Here is an 18,946-nt window from a genome sequence, read left to right on the forward strand (position 1 = left end):
TGACGTGGGCGGCTCGCGACCGGGACGACCCGGCGCGCGGGCCCCACCTGGCGGCACATCACACAGCCCGCAGTCATTACGCTATGGCCGACTCGGCACGTGACGATCCCGGCCGGGCGGGCGGAGCAATGGCACAGGAGGGCCGCGGTTGATGCTGTTCGGTGATCGTGTCGTGTGCAGCACCGGAGACCTGGTGGCGGCGGCGCGTTGTGAGTTCGCGCTGCTGCGCGCGCTCGACGCCGAACTGGGACTGGTGGCCCCGGCCGAGTACCCGTCGCGCGGCACGCTCACCCCCGGCCCGGACCCGGCCGTCGAACACCGCCTCGCCGACCTCCGCGACCGCCACGGCGACGCCGTCACCCGCATCCGCCTATCGCCGGCCGCCGCGGCCACCCTCGGCGTGGCCGCCCTCACGCCCCCGGACGCCGACCCGCTCGCGGGGCTACCCGACGACCATCCCTGCGCGCTCCGCCGCGACACCGCGGCCGCACCGCCCGAGCACACGCGGGACGAGGCGCTGGCCGGGCTGCGGGTCGCGCACGAGCAGACCGCCGCGGCACTGCGCGGCGAGGCCGAGGCGGTCGCGGGGGCCGTCCTGTTCGACGGCGACTTCGCGGCGCGCTGCGAATTCCTGGTCCGCGACCACGCACCCGAGGGCCACGACTACATCGTGACCGGCGTCGCCGGACGCCGCGGCGGCGTCGCCACCCTGCTCGGCCTTGCTGCGGCGGCGGAAGCCCTGCGGCACAACGGCTTCCGGGCCGCGTCGCACGCGCTGGTGTGGGAGGACGGGGTCCCGGTCACCCATCGGCTCGCGGACATGGCGGTGGTCTACCAGGCCCGGCGCGCGCGGCTGAACCTCATCGTGGAATCCAAACTCGGCGAACTACTCCCCGTGCAGTGGGGCGATCGGCGCTTCCTGGCCTGCGGCCACTGCCCCACCTGCACCGCCGAACTCGAGGCCCGCCGGGACCTGCTGCTGGTCGCGGGCATGCGCCCGGCCACCCGCGCCCACCTGCGCGACGCCGGCATCACCACCGTGGACCGACTCGCGGTCGCCGACTCCACGGTCACCGGCATCCCCGCCGCCACGCTCACCGCGCTGCGCCGCCAGGCCGAGGTCCAGATCCTTCGCGAACGCACCGGCCGCCCCGTGCACGGCCTCGTCGAGCCGGCCGCCCTCGCCGCGCTGGCCGCCCCCGCCCCGGGCGACCTGTTCGTCAGCGTCACCGCGCCGCCGGGACCCGACGGCGTCGGCGTCCCCATGGTCAGCGCCTGCGGAACAGCCCGATCTCGGGCCGGGATATGCCGTACCGCAGGCGATTTGATCGTTCACGTGGGTTTCGCAGCGGCGATCGGCGACTCCGATCCCGCGAACGCCCGCTCCCATCGCGCCGACGGCCCCCGTGACACCCTGGCCGATGCCGCTGAACACCCGCGCGAGCCGGAGCGCGCCGCCGCCGGGCTCGGCAACGCGGAAATCCCGCCGGTGGCACTGAGTTTCGGTCCCAGAACGCCCGGCGCGACGGCCCCCGGGACCGTCTGCGATCGCGTGGCCACCGCCGAGCGCGAGCCGATGCCCGGCGTGAGCACCATCGACCTGGGCTTCGTGCCCGCGCCCGCGCTGCCGAAAACCGAGCGCACCTTCGTGATTCGAGCCGGTGAGCGCGACGGCAGGGTGTCGCTCACCCGGCGGCGGGACGACGCGGACGAGCTGCTGGAGTTCCTGATGGAGCGGCAGCGCGAATTCCCGGAGCTGCGGATCCACCATTACCGCGGCGATCTGCGCGAGGTGCTCGACACCGTCGGGGAGCGCGACTCCGAGGCCGAGGACGCCGTGGCGGAGCTGCTGCCCGCGCTGGTCGACCTGTACCCGGTGGTGCGGGCCGCGCTGGTGGTCGGCGAGCGGTCCTACGACCTGCACCAGCTGCCGCCCAATCAAGAGGAGACCGCGCACGGCGCCGAAGCGGTCCTGCGCCTGCGGGATTGGCTGCTGGAGCTGGCCGCCGAACACCGGGTGCGGCCGAGCCGCCGCTGGGCCTACGACTACACCGAGACCGGACCCGACGACGTCGAGGCCGCGCTGCGGGAATTCGCCGAGAGCTCGGGCGCGCGACGCGGCCCGGCCCAGGAGGCGGCCGGACTGACCGCCGCCGCGCTGGGCTATCACCGGCGCGAACGCCGCCCGCTGCGCTGGGCCCACGACGACCGCCTCGACCACCCCGTGGACGAATGGGCCGACACCGCGGGCGTACTCGTCGCCGACTCCGGCTCGGTCGACACCGACTGGCACGGCACCGGACAGCGACCCCTGCGCCGGTACCTGACCCTGACCGGACGCCTGGGCACCGGCAACGCGCCGCCGCCCGGCACCCCCGTGCTCACCCTCTACGACCACGCCGCGCCCGGTATGGCCGTCACCCCCGGGCTGCGCGCCACCGCGCACGCCACCGTGCTCGGCTGCTCCCTGGACGCGGGCTTCGAGGACGTGATGCGCGTCGTCGAGTTCCTGCCCGAGGGCTGCGCGCCCTACGACGAGCTGCCCACCGCCATCGCGCCCTGCCCGCCCGGCCCCGACGCGCGTCTCGCGGAAGCCTTGGAGGACACCGCACATCAGCTGCTGGTGACGCTCCCCCAGGTGCCCGAGACGGCCGTCTTCGACATCCTCGCCCGCCGCCCGCCCCGGCTGCGCACCCGCGCGACGCTGCCCGAGGTGTTCGGCGACCAGGCCGCCGCCGTCACCGCGGCCGTGCTTGACCTCGACAATTCCTATGCGGCCGTGCAGGGTCCGCCCGGCACCGGCAAGACCGTCACCACCGCGCGCGCCGTGGAACGCCTCGTCACCCGCCACAAGTGGCGGGTCGGGGTGGTGGCGCGCACGCACCGGGCGGTCGAGCATCTGCTCGACGCCGTCGTCGAGGTGGGCGTGCTCCCGGAGCTGGTGGCCAAGGCCGACAGCCGCGCGGTGGCCCCGGAATGGCTGCCCATCGAGGCGTCCCGCTATCCGCGTTTCCTCGACAATGCCGTGAACGGCTGTGTGGTGGGCGGACTCTCGGGCGACTTCACCGATCCGGAACGCATCGCGCGCGACAGCCTGGACCTGCTGGTCATCGTGGACGCCGGGAAGTTCCCGCTGGCCGAGGCGGCCGCGGTGGCGGTGTGCGCGCGCAACCTGCTGCTGATCGGCGACCCCGCGCCGCCCGCCGCGCACGGCACCCATCCCGAGCCCATCGCCGAATCCGTGCTGGGCCGGCTGCTCGGCGCGCACCGCACCCTGCCCGCCGCCTACGGCTACTTCCTGGACCGCACCTGGCGCATGCATCCGCGCATGTGCGGGCCGGTGTCGCGGCTGCGCTACGACAATCGGCTGCGCTCGAACGAAACCGTCACCCTGGCACGCGAACTCGACGGCATCCCGCCCGGCGTGCGCACGGTCGCGGTGGAGCATCACGGCAACGGCACCGAATCCGCCGAGGAGGCGCGCGAGATCGTGCGCCAGGTACGGACGCTGCTGGGTCTGCCCTGGCACACCGGAGCGGTCACCCGCCGCCTGCACCCGCACGACATCCTGGTGGTTGCCCCGTATCACGCGCAGGTGGCGCGCATCCGAACCCTGTTGTCGCGGGCCAAGATCGAGGACGTGCTGGTCGGCACGCCCGACCACTTCCAGGGTCGCGAGGCGGCGGTGGTGCTGGTCTCCATGACCACCTCCGCGCCCGAGGACGCGCCGCACGGCATCGGCGCGCTGCTGTCGCGGCACTGGCTGACCAGCGCCATCTCGCGGGCCATGTGGTCGGCGATCATCGTGCGCTCACCGCTGCTGACCGAATTCCTCCCGGCCACCACCGCCGAACTGTCCGACCTGGCCGCGGTCCTGCAACTCGACCGGGTCTGACAGCGCGGCACCGAGTTCCCCCCGACAGCCGGAACTCGGCGCCGCACGTGCCGTCAGCCGAAGTTGTGGCCTTCGCCGCGGTAGGTCGGCACCGTGGTGCGGCTGCCGTCGGCGTCGACGAGGTGGACCTCGTTGAACCGCTCGCACAGCTCGCCCGCCTTGGCGTGCCGGAACCAGACGCGATCACCGATCCGCAGCCCGTCGGCGCCTGTCAGCGGGGTCTGCACCTCGCCCGCGCCCTCGGTGCCGATCAGCTTCAAGCCCAAGGGCCACACCGGTTTCGGCACCCGCGACGCGCCCGTGGGACCGGAGGCGATGTAGCCGCCGGAGTACACGGTGGCGATCCCCGGCGCGGGACGGCGCAGCACGGGGGCCGCGAAGTACATGGACGGACGCGGAGCGAGATTGCGGTAGCCGTCGAACAGGGTCGGCAGGTACAGGCCCGAACCCGCGGTCACCTCGGTGACGCCCGGGTCGGTGATGGAGACCTCGATGGACCCAGTGCCGCCGCTGTTGACCAGTTCCAGTTCACCGGCCACCGACCGCACCGCGTCCAGCACCTGGCGGCGGCGCTTGCCGATCTCCGCGGCGGAGGCCCACTTCACCAGGCGCACAGCCGGATTGGTGTCGGGCAGGCCAGCGATCTGGGCCTCGTAGGTCATCACGCCGACGAGCCGGAAACCGCGGGAACGGGTTTCGGTCGCCAGCTTCGCGGCCTGGTCGGGGGTGCGGATCGGGGAGCGGCGCACGCCCAGGTGCAGCGGGCCGATGCGCAGGGAGGCGTCGACATCCAGACACACACGGGGAGCGGCCTTCTCGCCGACGGCGGCGCGGATGAAGTCCAGCTGGTCGGTGTCGTCGACCATGAGGGTGATGGAGTCGAGCAGCAGCGGATCGGCGGCGAGTTCGGCCAGCGCGTGCCGGTCGGCGGTGGGATAGCCGAGCAGCACATCGCGCGCGCCCTCGCGGACCAGCCAGATCGCTTCGCGCAGTGAGTAACCCATGATCCCGGCGAAGCCGCCGGACGCGGTGAGCTTGTCGCCCAGCACTTCCTCGAGCACCGCGCGGCAGCGCACGGATTTACTGGCCACCCGGATCGGCACGCCGCGGGCGCGGCGCACCAGATCGGCGGCATTGGCGCGCAGGGCGGTCAGGTCGACCGCGGCCAGCGGCGGTTCCAGGTCGGCGGTGGCCGCGTGCAGCCCGCTGATCGGCGACGAATCGGTCACCAGATCATTCGACCACGAACCTGGTCACTCGTCCAGCACAAAGTTGAGGCGAATCCACCGGAGCGAATTCTCAGAGGTCGACGGCCTTGGTGGACAGGTACGAGACCAGGTCGTCCAGCACGACCAGTGAGATCTCGTCATCGCAGTCCGCCAGCCAGCGCAACACCATGCCCTGGATGACGGCCAGCAGGTAGGCGGCGATGGCGTCGACCGGTTCCAGCCACTGGGTGCCCGACCGGCGGGCGCACAGGTCCAGGAACTCGGTCACGTCGGCGTCCAGTTCCCGGAACATGGCGGTGGCGATCGGATCCGGCACGCAGCCGGTCTGGTTCTCCCAGCGCCGCCGCAGCACCGACAGGGTCGACTCGTAGGCCCGCAGCTGGCGGTCGGGTGAGGATTTCAGGATCGGCCACAGCGTACTGACGCCCGCGTGCAACAGAACTCGAAGCGCACGATTACCGCTGAAATCGAGCGACCCGGCCGCGGCCTCGATGGCCTCGGTCATAGCCGGACGAAGTCCGACCTGGGTGATTTCTCCACTTGCGCTCAACGACGACTCCCTTTGGCGAAAAGACTCGCGCACCTCGCCTGCGCGGCTCGCTCAACGGGTTGCAGATCAGCATCGATCACCGGCCTGTACCCCGGCGTACCCGTTCAACGGGTACCGATGTTACGTCGTTTACTGTCCTTGCGACCAGCTTTGATAGTCCAATACGTACCTCAGGATTGTTTTGTTACCTGATTGAAACGGGGCTGCGATCGATTGGGAATGATCAAATTGAACGATCGCCAGGTAAAGACGTTGTTTGGACCAATCGGTATTTTATTGAGGTATGCGCGACACACATAGCGGGTGTGCGCGACCCCACACACCGGGAGCGCATTTCGGGAACCCGGATTCGCCGCGAACGAGTCCCGCTCATCGATCGATCGCCGACCACGAGTCCCACTCACCGATAGCCTGAGCTGGTGACCTCTGCGCGCTACGACCAATTCCTGATCTCCGGCACCTTCAACTTCCGCGATCTGGGTGGAGCACGGACCATCGGTGGATCCACCGTCAAGGAAGGCGTCCTGCTGCGGTCCGCCCAGCTCAGCCGGATCGACGACGCCGGTGTCGACACCCTGCGCACGCTGGGCGTCACCGATATCCACGACCTGCGCGGACACGCCGAGATCGACTACATCGGACACGACGTCATCCCGGACGGCGTGCGACTGCGGGTCACGCCCTTCGACTCCCGCATGGGCCAGACCCCGCCGCACGAGGCGCGCGACAAGGCGACCGCCCAGGCCCACATGCTCGAGGTCTACCGCCAGTTCCCGGCCCTGCCCGAGGCCCACCTCGCGATCAAGTCGCTGGCCGACTCCACGCTGGCCGGCACCGCGCTGGTGCACTGCGCCGCCGGCAAGGACCGCACCGGCTGGGCGGTGGCCACGCTGCTGCGCGCGGTCGGGGTCACCGAGGACGACGTGTTCGCCGACTACCTGCTCAGCAATGACGCGGTGCCGGTGCTGCGCTCGTTCATGACCGCGGAGTCCGACAAGGAGGTCTCCGACGACCTGCTCGGCGTCCGCACCGAATACCTGGAGTGCGCCACCACCTCGATGCACATCCTCTACGGCGGCCTCGACGGCTACCTCACCGAAATCGGCATCACCGTCGAGATCCGCGACGCCCTGCACACCCGCCTGTTGGGCTGACCCCGACACACCCGGGACCCCCGCGCGGCGCCTGAGCCGGTCCGCGCGGCGTCTCCGCGATGTGTACCGACCGCGCCGGTCAGCCGACCCGGCGGACCAGACCGTCGGCGGTAATGCTGACCTGGTTCCCGGTGTGGAACCAAGGCCCGGTGAAGCGCGATTCGGTGGTCTTCGGGTCGTTCCAGTAGCGCGGGCTCACATTCGGCCCGCGGCACAGCAATTCGCCGCACCCGGCGTCCGCGCGCGGGCCCCACAACGCCAGTTCGGTTCCCCCGAAGGCGAATCCGAGGGTGTCGCGGGCGCTGTCGTTATCGTCGAAGTCCAGGGCGGTGTCGTCGCGGGCCAGGCCGATGCCGGAGGTCTCGGTCGCGCCCCACACCGACCACTGCCGCGCGGCCGGGAAGACCTCGCGCAGGGTGTCGGCGACCGAGCCGGAGGCGGCGGAGGCCGCGGCCAGTTCGGCGCGGTGCCCGGCGCTGCACACCTGACGCACCTGCTCCACCCGCAGCCCGGCCAGGCCGGGCAGCAGCCCGGCGAAGATGCTGGGGGTCGCGGCGACCATGTCGATGCGTTCGGCCACCAGCGCCCGCGGCACCAGGGAACGGTCCGGGGTGAGCACCACCGTGCCGCCGACCGCGAATGTCGGCAGCAGTTGATCCACGCACCCGCTGGCGTGCGCGAGCGGCAGCAGCACCAGGTTGCGCAGGCCGTCGGTGGGCAGATCCAGCGCGCCCACCACGGAACGGATTGCGGAGAGCAGGTTCTCGTTGGTCAGCTCCACCCCGCGCGGGGCGGTGTCGGGGCCCGGGCTGGTGTAGGAGAGCAACGCCAGCTCGCCCAGGGACGCGCCGTCGTCGATGAAGGCTGCGCCGTCGGGCAGGGCCGCGGCGAAACCGGCCGCGGTGCCGCCGCCGTCCAGCACGAAGTCGGCGCAGGCGTCGCGAATCACGCGGTCCGCCAGCGCGTCCGGGAGGCCGTCGTGGACCAGCACCGGGACCGCGCCGGAGAGCAGCGCGCCCAGGAAGGCCTGGACCCAGCGGGCGCCGACCGGCATGCGGACCGCGACCCGGTCGCCGTAGCCGATGCCGTGCTCCTGCAGCCCGCCGGCGATGCGGGAGGCCGAGTACCAGAGCTCGCGGTAGGTGAGCCGGGGGCCGCCGATCTCGACGACGGCCTCGCGGGCGGCGAAATTGTGGACCTGGATGTCGAGTAGCTCGGTCAGTGCGGGGGTGAGGTTTCCGTAGCGCAGGATGCCGTCGGCGGCGCGCGCAAGCGGGTTGTCACACCAGCCGTTTCGCGTGTGCGGGAATTCCACGAGTAACTGCGACATCGTCCCTCCGAGTGCCTCGAAGCCCTGCCAGGCATGAGTGACTATATGATGCAGATCACAGAAGTGGGCGGATTGTCGGCAAACGGATGTCAGGCTTTGACCCCACGGAAACAGATCGGCGTCCTGCCAAACCTCGGTTCCCCCAATCGAGCCTGCGGAAACGTCGGATTTGGGCTGTCGTTCACGACCCTGCGTCCGAAATGGCCTCCGAGTGGTCTCGTGTCGCCACCAATCCGACACCATCGCAGGTAGACGGCTTGACACGCCCGGGCGTCATTGGACACGCCCGGGCGCGCACAGCCGGTCCGACCGGCCGGGCCTATTTGCCCGTGTACGTGGCCTTTCCGGGGCCGACCTCCAGGAAGCTGCGCACCGCGCCCTTCAGGTCCTCGGTGCCGAAAAGTTGCCCGGACACCTCCGGGGTCACCGAATCCGCGTGGGCGACACCGCCGGACCGCCAGGCCTCGATGATCGCCTTGGTGGCCGCGTGCGCGCGGGTCGGGCCGTCGGCGAGGCGGGCCAGCAGCGCCCGGGCGGCGGCGTCCACGTCCTCGTGCACGGCATTGACCACACCCCACTCGGCCATGGTGGCGGCGTCGTAGAGGTCACCGGTCATGACGAACTCGCGGGCCCGGCCCGAACCGGCCCGCTCGGCCAGCCGCTGCGGGCCGCCCATCGACGGGGTCAGGCCGACCACGGTCTCCACCAGGCCGAACTTGGCCTTGGGGGCGGCCAGGATGATGTCGCAGGCCAGCGACATCTCGAAGGCCGCGGTCAGGGTCAGCGAGTGGGCGGCGAAGACGACCGGGCACGGCAGCGCCTCGAGCGGGTGGATGATGCGCGCGAACAGGGTCTGCCACAGCTGCGCGCCCTCCTCCTCCGACAGCCCGTCGAAGACATGCACGTCCACGCCGCCCGACACCAGCTTCCCATCGGCGCGGATCAGCAGCGCGCGGGGCGGATTCGCCGACAACTCCTCGAGATCCGAGGCGAGGGTGTCCATCAACGCCTTGTCGAAGAGATTCAGCGGCGGATGGTCGATGGTGAGGATCGCCGCGTCCGCGCCGCCGGCGGTGACGATGCGCTCCAGGCGGGTGGGCTTCGAGTCAGTCATGCCCTGAATGTATGCGGACGCTTACCTTCGCAAAAGGGCAAGCGCAACATCGGCGGTGCCGACCGCAGAAGATCACCCCGATGGTTCGCGGCCGTCTCGATTCTGGACTGACGGAGCGGGGGAGCGAAGCGGAGGAGCGGAGGAGGGAAGAATCGAGACCTAGGGGCCGCGAACCCGCCCGGAGCGAAGCGGAGGGCAAAATGGGCACAGTGACCACCTCGAAATCCGAGCCGGGGACTTACGTCGAGCCTGGCGAATTCAAGCGGGACACGAACTACATCGAGACGCGGATCACCGCGGACGGGCGGGACGGGTATCCCGTGGAGCCCGGCCGGTACCGGCTGGTCGCGGCGCGGGCGTGTCCGTGGGCCAATCGCACGCTGATCGTGCGGCGGCTGCTGGGGCTGGAATCGGTGTTGTCCCTGGGCTTGTGCGGGCCGACCCACGACAAGCGCAGCTGGACATTCGACCTGGATCCGGGCGAGGTGGATCCGGTGCTCGGCATCCACTTCCTGCAGGACGCGTACTTCAAGCGGTTCCCCGACTACCCGCGCGGCATCACCGTGCCCGCCGTCGTGGACGAGCGCACCGGCGCGGTGGTCACCAACGACTACGCGCAGATGACCCTCGACTTCTCCACCGAGTGGGCCGAGTACCACCGGACCGGCGCGCCCGACCTGTACCCGGAAGATCTACGCGCGGAGATGGATCCGGTCATGCGCCGCATCTACACCGAGGTCAACAACGGCGTGTACCGATGCGGGTTCGCGGGCGACCAGCAGGCCTACGACGCCGCCTACGACCGGCTGTTCACCGCGCTCGACTGGCTCAGCGAACGGCTCGCGGGCCAGCGGTACCTGATGGGCGACACCATCACCGAGGCCGACGTGCGGCTGTTCACCACCCTGGCCCGGTTCGACCCGGTGTACCACGGCCACTTCAAGACCAACCGGCAGAAGCTCACCGAGATGCCGGTGCTGTGGGCGTACTCCCGCGACCTGTTCCAGACCCCCGGTTTCGGCGACACCGTCGACTTCGTGCAGATCAAGCAGCACTACTACATCGTGCACACCGACATCAATCCGACGCGGGTCGTGCCCAAGGGTCCCGAACTCGGCGACTGGCTGACCCCGCACGGCCGGGAAGCCCTGGGCGGCAAGCCGTTCGGCGACGGCACCCCGCCGCCTCCGCCGGTGGAGGCCGAGCGGGTGCCCGCCGGTCACGGCGCGGTCTGACCGCTCACTCCCCCGCCGCGCCCCGATAGGTGCCGAAGCTCCAGTAGACGCCTTCGGGGTCGCGGCAGGTGAAACCCTTTGATTCGTAATCGGTTTCGTCACGCAGTTCGCGGGTGATGGTCGCGCCCGCGGCCCGCGCCCGCTCGTACAGCGCCTCGACCTCGTCGAGGGCGATGTACACCGAGCCGACACCGGGCGGCTGGCAGTCCAGCGCCATGCCCTCGCGCACCCCGCCGAGCATGATCGCGCCACCACCCGGCCAGGCCAGCTCGGCGTGGTCGACGGTGGCGCCCGACTCGTAGCGGGCGGTGGTCTCGAAGCCGAAGGCGGCCTCCAGGAACGTGATCGCGGCCGCGGCGTCGCGGTAGACCAGGGTCGGCCAGACGACGGTGGCGGTCCGTACGGGATTGGTGGTTTCGCTCATGGCACTAGCCTCCGACCTCGGCCCCTAGTTGGTCTTGGACGAATGGGAACTCCTCGTTCTCCCGCCACACCGACGGCGGCATGCCCGCCAGCTCCCGCCACTCGCGGGCCATGTGCGCCTGGTCGTAGTACCCGGCGGTGGTCGCCACCGTGGCCAGCGGCGGCGCGACCGGCTCACGCAGCAGCCGGTGCGAACGTTCGAAACGGGCCACCCGGACCGCGTCCTTGGGGGTGATGCCGAACTCCGCGCCGAAACGGTTGCCGAGATGCCTTCGGCTCCAGCCGATCTCGTCGGCCACCTCGGCCACCCGCACCGCCGGGTCCGGCCCGGACAGCAGCGCCCAGGCGTGGGTCAGCTCGTCCTCCCAGCGCACGGGGGCGATGTGCCGCAACAGGATCTCGTCGATGACGGCGAACCGCTCCGGCCACGACACCGGCTCCGCCAGCCGTTCGCGCAGCTCCGTGGCGCGCGGCCCGAGCACGTCGGCCAGGTCCACGATCCACGAGCCGAGCGCCGCGGCGGGCATCCCCAGCACCGCCCGGCAGCCGAGCGGGGTCAGATTCAGCTGCACGCCGTGCTGGAAGCCGTTGTGCGCGATCACCGCCGGACGCACCGTGAGCCCGCTGGCCAGCATGTCCCAGTGGCCGCCCGCCTGCTCGGGATGACTGGAGACCGGGACGTGGATCGGTTCGCCGATGGTGATGATCACCGTCAGCGCCGAGCCCGGCATGCCGATATGGGTGCCCGGGGTGAAGCCGTGCAACAGGTAGCCCTCGTAGTCGAGGACGTACGCGCTCAGCCGCGGGTCGGGCACACCCGACGCGCCTTCGGACACGCCTGCCACCCGGTCCACCCTAGGCCGATCCGGCGTGGCGCGCGATGGTCCCGTCCGGAACCGGTCTATCTCGCGAATCGTTGTCGGGGTGCCATAGAGTTTCGGTCGGAGAGGACCGCACGGAAGTAAGGGGTTGCCGATGTTCAAGGGCGGATTCGAAAAGGCGGTCGTTTCGCTGCTCGACAACGGGTCCCAGGTGCAGGCCCCGGCGGTCGCGAAATACGTCGCCAAGCTGCGGGCCGATCACCCGGACGAGACACCCGGGCAGATCATCGCGCGGTTCGAGAAGTTGTATCTGAACACCGTCACCGCCTCCGGCACCGCGGTCGGCGCGACCGCGGCCGTGCCCGGCGTCGGAACCGTCGCGTCGGTGGCCGCCATGAGCGCGGAGACCGCGTTCTTCCTGGAGGCGTCCGCGGTGTTCACCCTGGCCGTGGCCGCGGTGCACGGCATCGCGCCCGAGGACAAGGAACGCCGCCGCGCCCTGGTGCTGGCGGTGGTGCTCGGGGAGAGCGGCATGGAGATCGTGCAGAAGAGCGTCGGCGTGTCGGCCAAGAACTGGGGTGGCCTGATGGCCGCCAAGATCCCCGGCCTGAGCTCCATGAACGACTCGCTGCTCAAGCGGTTCATGGTGCAGTTCATCGCCAAGCGCGGAGCGCTCATGGTCGGCAAGGTGATTCCGGCCGGAATCGGCGCGGCCATCGGCGGATTCGGCAACCGGGCGCTGGGCCGCCGCACCGTCGACAATGCCCGCAACGCCTTCGGCGCGCCGCCGCTGAGCTGGCCGCAGCCCATGATCGTCGACGCCGACCCGCTGACCGCCCTGAACGCGCCGGCCTGGAACAAGCAGCAGTGAGCGCCCGGCCCCTCGCCTTCGCCGCCGGCGGGCTGACCAAGACCTTCGAGAGCATCACCGCCGTCGACGACGTCAGCTTCGTGGTGCCCGCCGGGACGGTGGCCGCGCTGGTGGGACCGCACGGCGCCGGCAAGTCCACGGTGCTGCGCATGCTGCTCGGACTGCTCACCCCCACCTCCGGCACCGCCAGTGTGGGCGGGCCCGGTTCCGGGGCGCGGGCCGGGCGGCGGGCGGTCGGCGCGATGCTCACCCCGCGCGGGCTGGACCCCGCGCGGCGGGTGCTCGCCCAGCTGCGCGTGTACGCCGCGGCCGCGGGCGTCTCCGACGAACGGGCCGAGGAACTGCTGCGGCTGGTCCGGCTCCTCGACGCCGCCGACGAACGGATCGGCGGACTCACCGAGGGCATGCGGACCCGGCTGGCGCTGGCCGTCGCCCTGCTCGGCGATCCCCCGCTGCTGGTGCTCGACGATCCGGCCACCGGACTCGACATCGGCGAAACCGCCTGGCTCAACGACCATCTGCGCGGCCACGCCCGCCGTGGCGGCACCGTGCTGCTCACCTCGCGCACGTTGAGCACCGTGCTGCCCATCGCCGACGAGCTCATCGTCATGGACCGCGGCCGCATCGCCTACCAGGGCAGTCCCGCCCGGCTGCGCCGCAGCCACCCGGACCGGCTGCTGGTCAAGGCCTCCAGCCCGATCGCGCTGGCCACCTCGCTGGCCGCGCAGGGCTTCACCGACGCGGTCATGCGGCCCGACGGCCGTCTCGCCATCGCGGAAGCCTCACTGTCGCAACTGGAATCGGCCGCCGGCGCCGCCCGGGTCCAGCTCACCGAGGTCACGCCCGAACACATCCACCCGGATCAGGTGCTGGCCGCCCTCACCCACACCGGACCCACCAACCCCGCCTACCCCGGCCCGGCCGCCTACGGAACGCACCGGTGACGTCGTCGCGCGGCGGCTCGAGCACCGAGGTTCCACGAAAGGACGCTCGATGAAGTTCACTGTGCCGCCGGTGGTGGCCCGGGCCGCGAATTCCGAAGTGCGGAAGGTGACTTCGGTGCGGCTGAACTGGGTGATCGGCGGCGGGGTCGTCGCGGCGGGCGTGGCGGCCTTCGTGGCGCTGGGCGCCGGATTCCAGCCCGGCGGCGAGAACGCGCAGGGGTTCAGCTCCGGGTCCGGGTGGACAGCCATGCTCACCGCCTGGGTGGTGGTGCTGACCGTGGCCGCGGCCGCCGCCTTCGGGGCGGTCGGCGCGGGCTCGGAGTTCGCCACCGGGGGTGTGGCGATGAGCTCGCTGTTCACACCCGACCGGACGCTGCTGCTGAGCACGAAACTCGCGGTGGCGGGGGCGTTCTCGCTCGCCACCGTGGTCGCCATGGAGGTGCTCGGCGGGGCTGCCATGCGGCTGGCGGGCGGCTCGCGGGTGCCCATGGACGGCGGCTACTTCGGTGTGCTGATCGGGGTGGCGCTGGCGGCGGTGTGCTGGGCGGTGATCGGGACCGCGGTGGGCTTCGTGCTGCGCTCGCCCACCCAGGCGCTGATGGCGGTGCTGGGCTGGGCGGTGCTGGAGCCGCTGATCTGGATCACCGCGCGCGCCATCGGATTCGGCGGGCTGGCGGCCATTCTGCCGGTGTCCTCGACGGTCGGGGCGATCAGCGGCGGACGGTACGCCAAGAACGCGCTCATCGCGCCCACTCCGGCGGCCATGGCGATGTTGGTGTTGTGGAGCGCGGCCGCGGGCGCGGCGGGCTGGTGGTTCTACACCCGCCGCGACATCTGACGCTCAGTCGCGGTCGGCGAACACCCGCTGCCAGACCGCGTGGTCGGTGCGCGGGCCGCCCGGGGTGTCCGCGCCGTACTCGGCGATGAGCCCCGGCAGGTCCAGCGGCAGGCTCGGCGCGGTCATGCCCGCCAGTTCGGCCTCCACCGCGGAGTCGGGAACCAGCCAGCAGACCTCGAATTCGATGCCGTCGGGATCGGCGGCGTAGAGGGCCTTGGTCGAGGCGTGGTCCGACGCGCCCGTGAGCGCGCCCGCCGCGATCAGGGCGTCGCGCACCCGCTGCAACTCGCTGAGCGTGTCCACCTCCCAGGCCAGGTGGTAGAGCCCGACCCGGCCGGTGCGGTGCGGCACCGACGGGTCCGGGGATTGGAACAGGCCCAGGTCGTGGTCATTGGCCGACCCCTCGGCCTGCAGGAACGCCCCGCCCGGGAAGCCGCCGGGCAGGCGGCGGAAGCCGAGCACCTCGCTGTAGAACGCGACCGAGCGTTCCACGTCGGAGACGAACAGGACAGCGTGATTGAGGCGCTGAATCGGCATGGCGGGAACTCCGTTTCGACGGGACCGGACGCGGGGGTGCGAAGTTCAGCGGAACACGCCGGGACCAGAGACACAAGGCGGCGTCCCGGCCACACTGGTGAGGGGACGGGAACAAACAGGGGGTGGGGCGGTCGTTGTTCTCCGGGATGAGTTCGAGTGATGTGGGCGAGACGATGGCGACCGGGGCCGGTGACGGAACCGGCCGCGGATGGTTGCGGCGGCTGTGGGACCGGTGCGCGGGGCACCCGTGGATGCTGGCCGGGCTGGCGGTGGCGATCGTGGCCGGCGCGGTCGTCGAGGTGACCGGGCCGCTGCTGGCCAAACGCGCCCTCGACGGCGCGACCGCGGGCAATACCAGCATCATCGCGGGCCTGGCGATCGCGTTGGGCGCGCTGGCCCTCGGCCGCTTCCTGGCCTCCTTCGGCCGCCGCATGCTCGCCGGGCGGCTCGCCCTCGACGTCCAGCACGAACTGCGGGTGGATCTGCTGGCCGCGCTGCAACGCCTGGACGGGCCCGGGCAGGACGAGCTGCGCACCGGCCAGGTCATCTCCCGCTCGATCAGCGACCTCACCCTGGTGCAGGGGCTGCTGTCGATGGCGCCCTGGTCCTCGGTGGCGGCGCTGCAGTTCGTGCTCGCCGCGGGCGTCATGCTCTGGCTCTCGCCGCCGCTGGCGCTGGCCGCGCTGCTGGTGGTGCCGGTACTGGCCTTCGTGGTCTACCGGGTGCGGCCGCGTCTGTACGCCGCCACCTGGTCGGCGCAGCAGCGCGCCGCCGACCTGGCCCAGCACGTCGAGGAGACCGTCACCGGTGTGCGCGTGGTGAAGGGCTTCGGCCAGGAGGCCCGCATGGTCGACCTGCTGGAGGGCCACGGACGCGAGCTGTACGCCGAACGCATGCGCGCGGCCCGCATCGACGCCCGCTTCAGCCCGACACTCGGGTCGATTCCACAGGCCGGGCTGGTCGCGGTGATCGCGGTCGGCGGGCTGCTGGCCTTCCATGGCAGCATCGGGCTCGGCACCTTCCTGGCCTTCGTCGCCTACGTCGCCACCATGACCAACTCCACCCGCATCGTGTCGTACGTGGTGGTGATGGCGCAGCTGACGCGAGCCGCCGCCGAACGCGTGCACCAGGTGATCGACAGCGCGCCCGACCGCGTCGACCCCGAGCAGCCGGCGCCGGTGCCCGCCGGGCCGCTCGGCATCGACATCGAGGACCTCACGTTCGGTTTCGATCCGGACCGCCCGGTGCTGCGCGATTTCAGCCTCGACATCGCGCCCGGGGAGACGGTGGCGATCATCGGCCCGGCGGGCTCGGGCAAGTCCACGCTGAGCCTGCTGCTGCCGCGCTTCTACTCCCCCGACTCCGGCCGGATCAGCCTGTACGGCACCGACTCCCGCGCCGACGTCGCCGATCTCCGTGCGGCCGACCTGCGCGCGGCCGTGGGCGTGGTGTTCGACGAGGCGTTCCTGCTCTCCGACACCATCGCCGCCAATATCGCTCTGGGCCGCCCGGAGTCGACCGAGGCCGAGATCCACGCGGCCGCCAAACAGGCCGCGGCGGACGATTTCATCAATGCCCTCGCCGACGGCTACGACACCGTGGTCGGCGAACGCGGCCTGACCCTGTCCGGCGGTCAGCGCCAGCGCATCGCCTTGGCCCGTGCCCTGCTGGCCAACCCGCGCGTCCTGATCCTCGACGACGCCACCTCGGCGGTCGACGCGGTCACCGAGGCCGCGATCTTCGCGTCCCTGCCCACCGATTCCGGCCGGACCACGCTGATCCTGGCCCACCGCGAATCGACGCTGTCCCACGCCGACCGCGTGATCCGGCTGCCCGCACCGGAATTCGCGCCCCTCGATCCAGCGGCCGCGGACTCCGACCTCGAACTCGGGCAGACCGCGGCGGGCGCGCAACCGGACCGGGATACGCCCGAGGAAGTGCGGCGGGTGCTCGGCAAGCTGCCGCCCGCGCTGGAAGAGCCGGGGCTGGACGCGGACTCGTTGCGGGAGCCCGACCCCGGGTTCCGGCTGAGTCACGCGCTGAGACTGGTGAAATGGCTGGTCGCGGGAACCATGATCCTGCTGGCGCTCAACGCGCTTGTCGGCGTGGGCTTCCCGTCGGTGGTGCGGTACGCGGTGGACGCGGGCGTCGGACGGCACGACGGCGCGGCGCTGGTGCGGGCCACCGTCATCGGCGTCGTCCTGGTCGTGGCCGGGTGGCTGGTCGCGGCGGCCGCGCTGCTGTGGAGCAATCGGGCCGGGGAGCGGGTGCTGTTCGGCTTGCGGGTGCGCAGTTACGCGCATCTGCAGCGGCTAGGCCTGGACTTCTACGAGCGGGAACTGTCCGGCCGCATCATGACCCGGATGACCACCGACATCGACGCGCTGTCGACGTTCATGCAGACCGGTCTGCCGGACGCGCTGGTCGCGCTGCTGACCGTCGGCGGAATCGCGGTGGCGCTCACCATCATCGACCCGGGCCTGGCCCTGGTGGTGTTCGTGACGGTGCCCGCGCTGCTGGTGGCCAGCTGGAAGTTCCGCAAGGTCTCCGACGCCGCCTACAGCGCCTCCCGGGAGCATTCGGCGACCGTGAACGCCGACTTCGCCGAGAACGTCGCGGGACTACGGGTGGTGCAGGCCAACCGGCACGAGGCGATCTCCGAGCGGCGTTTCGCCGGGTACTCGGACAACTACCGGGTCAGCCGGATGCAGGCGCAGCGGGCCATCGCCACCTTCTTCGCCTTCGTCGGCATGTGGGCGGATCTGGCGCTGGCCGCGGTCGTGTTCACCGGGGCCCGGGCGGTGGCGCACGGGACCACCAGCGCGGGCACCCTGGTCGCGTTCGTGCTGTACCTGCAGCTGCTGTTCGGGCCGATCATGCAGTTGTCGCAGCTCTTCGACGGGTACCAGCAGGCGCGGGTCGGGTTGCGGCGCATCGGGGAACTGCTGCACACCCCGTCCTCCATCGCCCCCGATCCCGCGGACGCGGCCCCGATCGACGGGCGGCTGCGCGGCGAGGTGGTGTTCGACGACGTGCGCTTCCAGTACCCGGGCGCGGTGCGGCCCGCCCTGGAGGGCGTCAGCCTCAGCATCCCGGCGGGCGGCAGCCTCGCGCTGGTGGGTGAGACCGGCGCGGGCAAGTCGACCATCGTGAAGTTGCTGGCCCGGCTCTACGACATGCCGCGAGAACGTGTGTCCGGTGACGCGAATCACGAAGTTACCGACGCCGCGACGGCAATCTCCATAGCGAAAACGCATGACAAAGCCCATGATCCGGACACTCACGGTGTAATTCGGGTGGACGGCGTGGATATTCGCGACTATCGCCTCGCCGAGTTCCGTTCGCGGCTCGGCGTGGTCCCGCAGGAAGCTCACCTCTTCACCGGCGACATTGCCAGCAACATTGCATTTGGCAAACCTTTTGCGAGTCGCGTTGAAATCGAGGCGGCGGCCGCCGCGGTCGGCGCGCTGGACACGATCGCCGCACTGCCCCGGGGCATGTCGCAGCCGGTCGGGGAACGCGGGCGCGGGCTCTCGGCCGGGCAACGCCAGCTCATCGCCCTGGCCCGCGCCGAACTGGTCCGGCCCGACCTGCTCCTGCTCGACGAGGCCACCGCCGTACTGGATCCCGCCGCCGAGGCATCGGTGCTGGTCGCGAGCGAATCGGTGACGCGGGGGCGAACCTCGATCATCGTGGCGCACCGGCTCGCGACCGCCGCGCAGGCCGATCGGATCGCGGTCGTCGAGCACGGCCGGATCAGCGAAATCGGGTCACACGACGAACTCCTCGGGGCCGACGGCCCGTACTCCCGCTTGTGGGCTGCGGCGCGGGCGACGGAAGGAATATTCTCGAGCGAGGACGAGTCGTCACGAGAGAATGCGTCCGCTCGGTGGTAGCCACGACCGACGGCGAACAGGGGTGGGCATATCCTCAGTGGGGGCGCATCGGCGCGCATCCGCCGATTACCCGTGCCGGGCACGTCACAAACGTCGCAGCGCGAAGAAC

General features: G+C 71.3%; 14 protein-coding genes. 7 read left to right on the forward strand and 7 right to left on the reverse strand.

From position 1 onward, the window contains the following. Positions 1-151 precede the first annotated feature (151 nt). On the forward strand, positions 152-3,895 hold the full coding sequence (locus ACQP06_RS29460; protein ID WP_433667926.1) for an AAA domain-containing protein: 3,744 nt from the start codon (positions 152-154) through the stop codon (positions 3,893-3,895). 53 nt (positions 3,896-3,948) lie between these two features. Here ACQP06_RS29460 and ACQP06_RS29465 read toward each other — a convergent pair whose 3' ends face one another. Next, positions 3,949-5,124: an amino acid deaminase/aldolase gene (locus ACQP06_RS29465; RefSeq protein WP_433667928.1), complete on the reverse strand. Its 1,176-nt coding sequence runs from the start codon at positions 5,122-5,124 to the stop codon at positions 3,949-3,951. 70 nt (positions 5,125-5,194) lie between these two features. Next, entirely contained in the window at positions 5,195-5,674 is a 480-nt protein-coding gene (locus ACQP06_RS29470; protein ID WP_357283428.1) for a TetR family transcriptional regulator, read from the reverse strand. Positions 5,675-6,093: 419 nt separating this feature from the next. Here ACQP06_RS29470 and ACQP06_RS29475 point away from each other — a divergent pair, with 419 nt between their 5' ends. Further along, positions 6,094-6,828, forward strand: coding sequence for a tyrosine-protein phosphatase (locus ACQP06_RS29475; RefSeq protein ID WP_433667929.1), 735 nt, complete (start codon positions 6,094-6,096; stop codon positions 6,826-6,828). A 79-nt stretch (positions 6,829-6,907) separates the two neighbouring features. Here ACQP06_RS29475 and ACQP06_RS29480 read toward each other — a convergent pair whose 3' ends face one another. Continuing rightward, complete coding sequence (locus ACQP06_RS29480) at positions 6,908-8,158, reverse strand: class I adenylate-forming enzyme family protein (protein ID WP_433667931.1); 1,251 nt, start codon at positions 8,156-8,158, stop codon at positions 6,908-6,910. Positions 8,159-8,477: 319 nt separating this feature from the next. After that, a complete protein-coding gene (locus ACQP06_RS29485) occupies positions 8,478-9,272 on the reverse strand; it encodes an enoyl-CoA hydratase/isomerase family protein (RefSeq protein WP_433667932.1) in 795 nt (264 codons plus the stop codon). 200 nt (positions 9,273-9,472) lie between these two features. On the opposite strand from ACQP06_RS29485, the gene ACQP06_RS29490 reads away from it, so the two are divergent. Continuing rightward, on the forward strand, positions 9,473-10,507 hold the full coding sequence (locus tag ACQP06_RS29490; protein WP_433667934.1) for a glutathione S-transferase family protein: 1,035 nt from the start codon (positions 9,473-9,475) through the stop codon (positions 10,505-10,507). Between the two features lie 4 nt (positions 10,508-10,511). Here the strand turns inward: ACQP06_RS29490 and ACQP06_RS29495 are convergent, their stop codons facing one another. Then, positions 10,512-10,931 carry a VOC family protein gene (locus ACQP06_RS29495; RefSeq protein WP_433667935.1) on the reverse strand — a complete coding sequence of 140 codons (420 nt, stop codon included), beginning with the start codon at positions 10,929-10,931 and terminating at the stop codon, positions 10,512-10,514. 4 nt (positions 10,932-10,935) lie between these two features. Then, positions 10,936-11,775, reverse strand: a complete 840-nt coding sequence (locus ACQP06_RS29500; protein WP_433667937.1) for a helix-turn-helix domain-containing protein — start codon at positions 11,773-11,775, stop codon at positions 10,936-10,938. A 130-nt stretch (positions 11,776-11,905) separates the two neighbouring features. Here ACQP06_RS29500 and ACQP06_RS29505 point away from each other — a divergent pair, with 130 nt between their 5' ends. Genes ACQP06_RS29505 through ACQP06_RS29515 form a run of 3 tightly spaced genes read left to right on the forward strand, consistent with a single transcriptional unit; the run spans position 11,906 to position 14,404 of the window. Then, on the forward strand, positions 11,906-12,622 hold the full coding sequence (locus ACQP06_RS29505) for a hypothetical protein (RefSeq protein ID WP_357087233.1): 717 nt from the start codon (positions 11,906-11,908) through the stop codon (positions 12,620-12,622). Then, entirely contained in the window at positions 12,619-13,566 is a 948-nt protein-coding gene (locus ACQP06_RS29510; protein ID WP_433667939.1) for an ABC transporter ATP-binding protein, read from the forward strand. The genes ACQP06_RS29505 and ACQP06_RS29510 overlap by 4 nt, the downstream gene beginning before the upstream one ends. 49 nt (positions 13,567-13,615) lie before the next feature. Next, on the forward strand, positions 13,616-14,404 hold the full coding sequence (locus ACQP06_RS29515) for a hypothetical protein (RefSeq protein ID WP_433667940.1): 789 nt from the start codon (positions 13,616-13,618) through the stop codon (positions 14,402-14,404). Positions 14,405-14,407: 3 nt separating this feature from the next. On the opposite strand, the gene ACQP06_RS29520 is transcribed toward ACQP06_RS29515, so the two are convergent. Then, the gene (locus ACQP06_RS29520) at positions 14,408-14,941 is read right to left on the reverse strand and encodes a VOC family protein (RefSeq protein WP_433667942.1); all 534 of its coding nucleotides are present in this window, start codon (positions 14,939-14,941) and stop codon (positions 14,408-14,410) included. Between the two features lie 146 nt (positions 14,942-15,087). On the opposite strand from ACQP06_RS29520, the gene ACQP06_RS29525 reads away from it, so the two are divergent. Beyond that, positions 15,088-18,837 (forward strand): ABC transporter ATP-binding protein, encoded by a 3,750-nt coding sequence (locus ACQP06_RS29525; RefSeq protein WP_433667944.1) that lies wholly within the window; start codon positions 15,088-15,090, stop codon positions 18,835-18,837. Positions 18,838-18,946 lie beyond the last annotated feature (109 nt).

Origin of the sequence: Nocardia sp. CA-136227 (assembly GCF_050955695.1) — a bacterium.
Lineage (GTDB): Bacteria > Actinomycetota > Actinomycetes > Mycobacteriales > Mycobacteriaceae > Nocardia.

What these genes read in the sequence shown, in the direction of transcription:
- ACQP06_RS29505 (WP_357087233.1), top strand. Translation starts at nt 11,906, where the DNA reads ATGTTCAAGGGCGGATTCGAAAAGGCGGTCGTTTCGCTGCTCGACAAC.
- ACQP06_RS29460 (WP_433667926.1), top strand. Translation starts at nt 152, where the DNA reads ATGCTGTTCGGTGATCGTGTCGTGTGCAGCACCGGAGACCTGGTGGCG.
- ACQP06_RS29490 (WP_433667934.1), top strand. Translation starts at nt 9,473, where the DNA reads ATGGGCACAGTGACCACCTCGAAATCCGAGCCGGGGACTTACGTCGAG.
- ACQP06_RS29515 (WP_433667940.1), top strand. Translation starts at nt 13,616, where the DNA reads ATGAAGTTCACTGTGCCGCCGGTGGTGGCCCGGGCCGCGAATTCCGAA.
- ACQP06_RS29520 (WP_433667942.1), bottom strand. Translation starts at nt 14,941, where the DNA reads ATGCCGATTCAGCGCCTCAATCACGCTGTCCTGTTCGTCTCCGACGTG.
- ACQP06_RS29485 (WP_433667932.1), bottom strand. Translation starts at nt 9,272, where the DNA reads ATGACTGACTCGAAGCCCACCCGCCTGGAGCGCATCGTCACCGCCGGC.
- ACQP06_RS29525 (WP_433667944.1), top strand. Translation starts at nt 15,088, where the DNA reads ATGAGTTCGAGTGATGTGGGCGAGACGATGGCGACCGGGGCCGGTGAC.
- ACQP06_RS29495 (WP_433667935.1), bottom strand. Translation starts at nt 10,931, where the DNA reads ATGAGCGAAACCACCAATCCCGTACGGACCGCCACCGTCGTCTGGCCG.
- ACQP06_RS29480 (WP_433667931.1), bottom strand. Translation starts at nt 8,158, where the DNA reads ATGTCGCAGTTACTCGTGGAATTCCCGCACACGCGAAACGGCTGGTGT.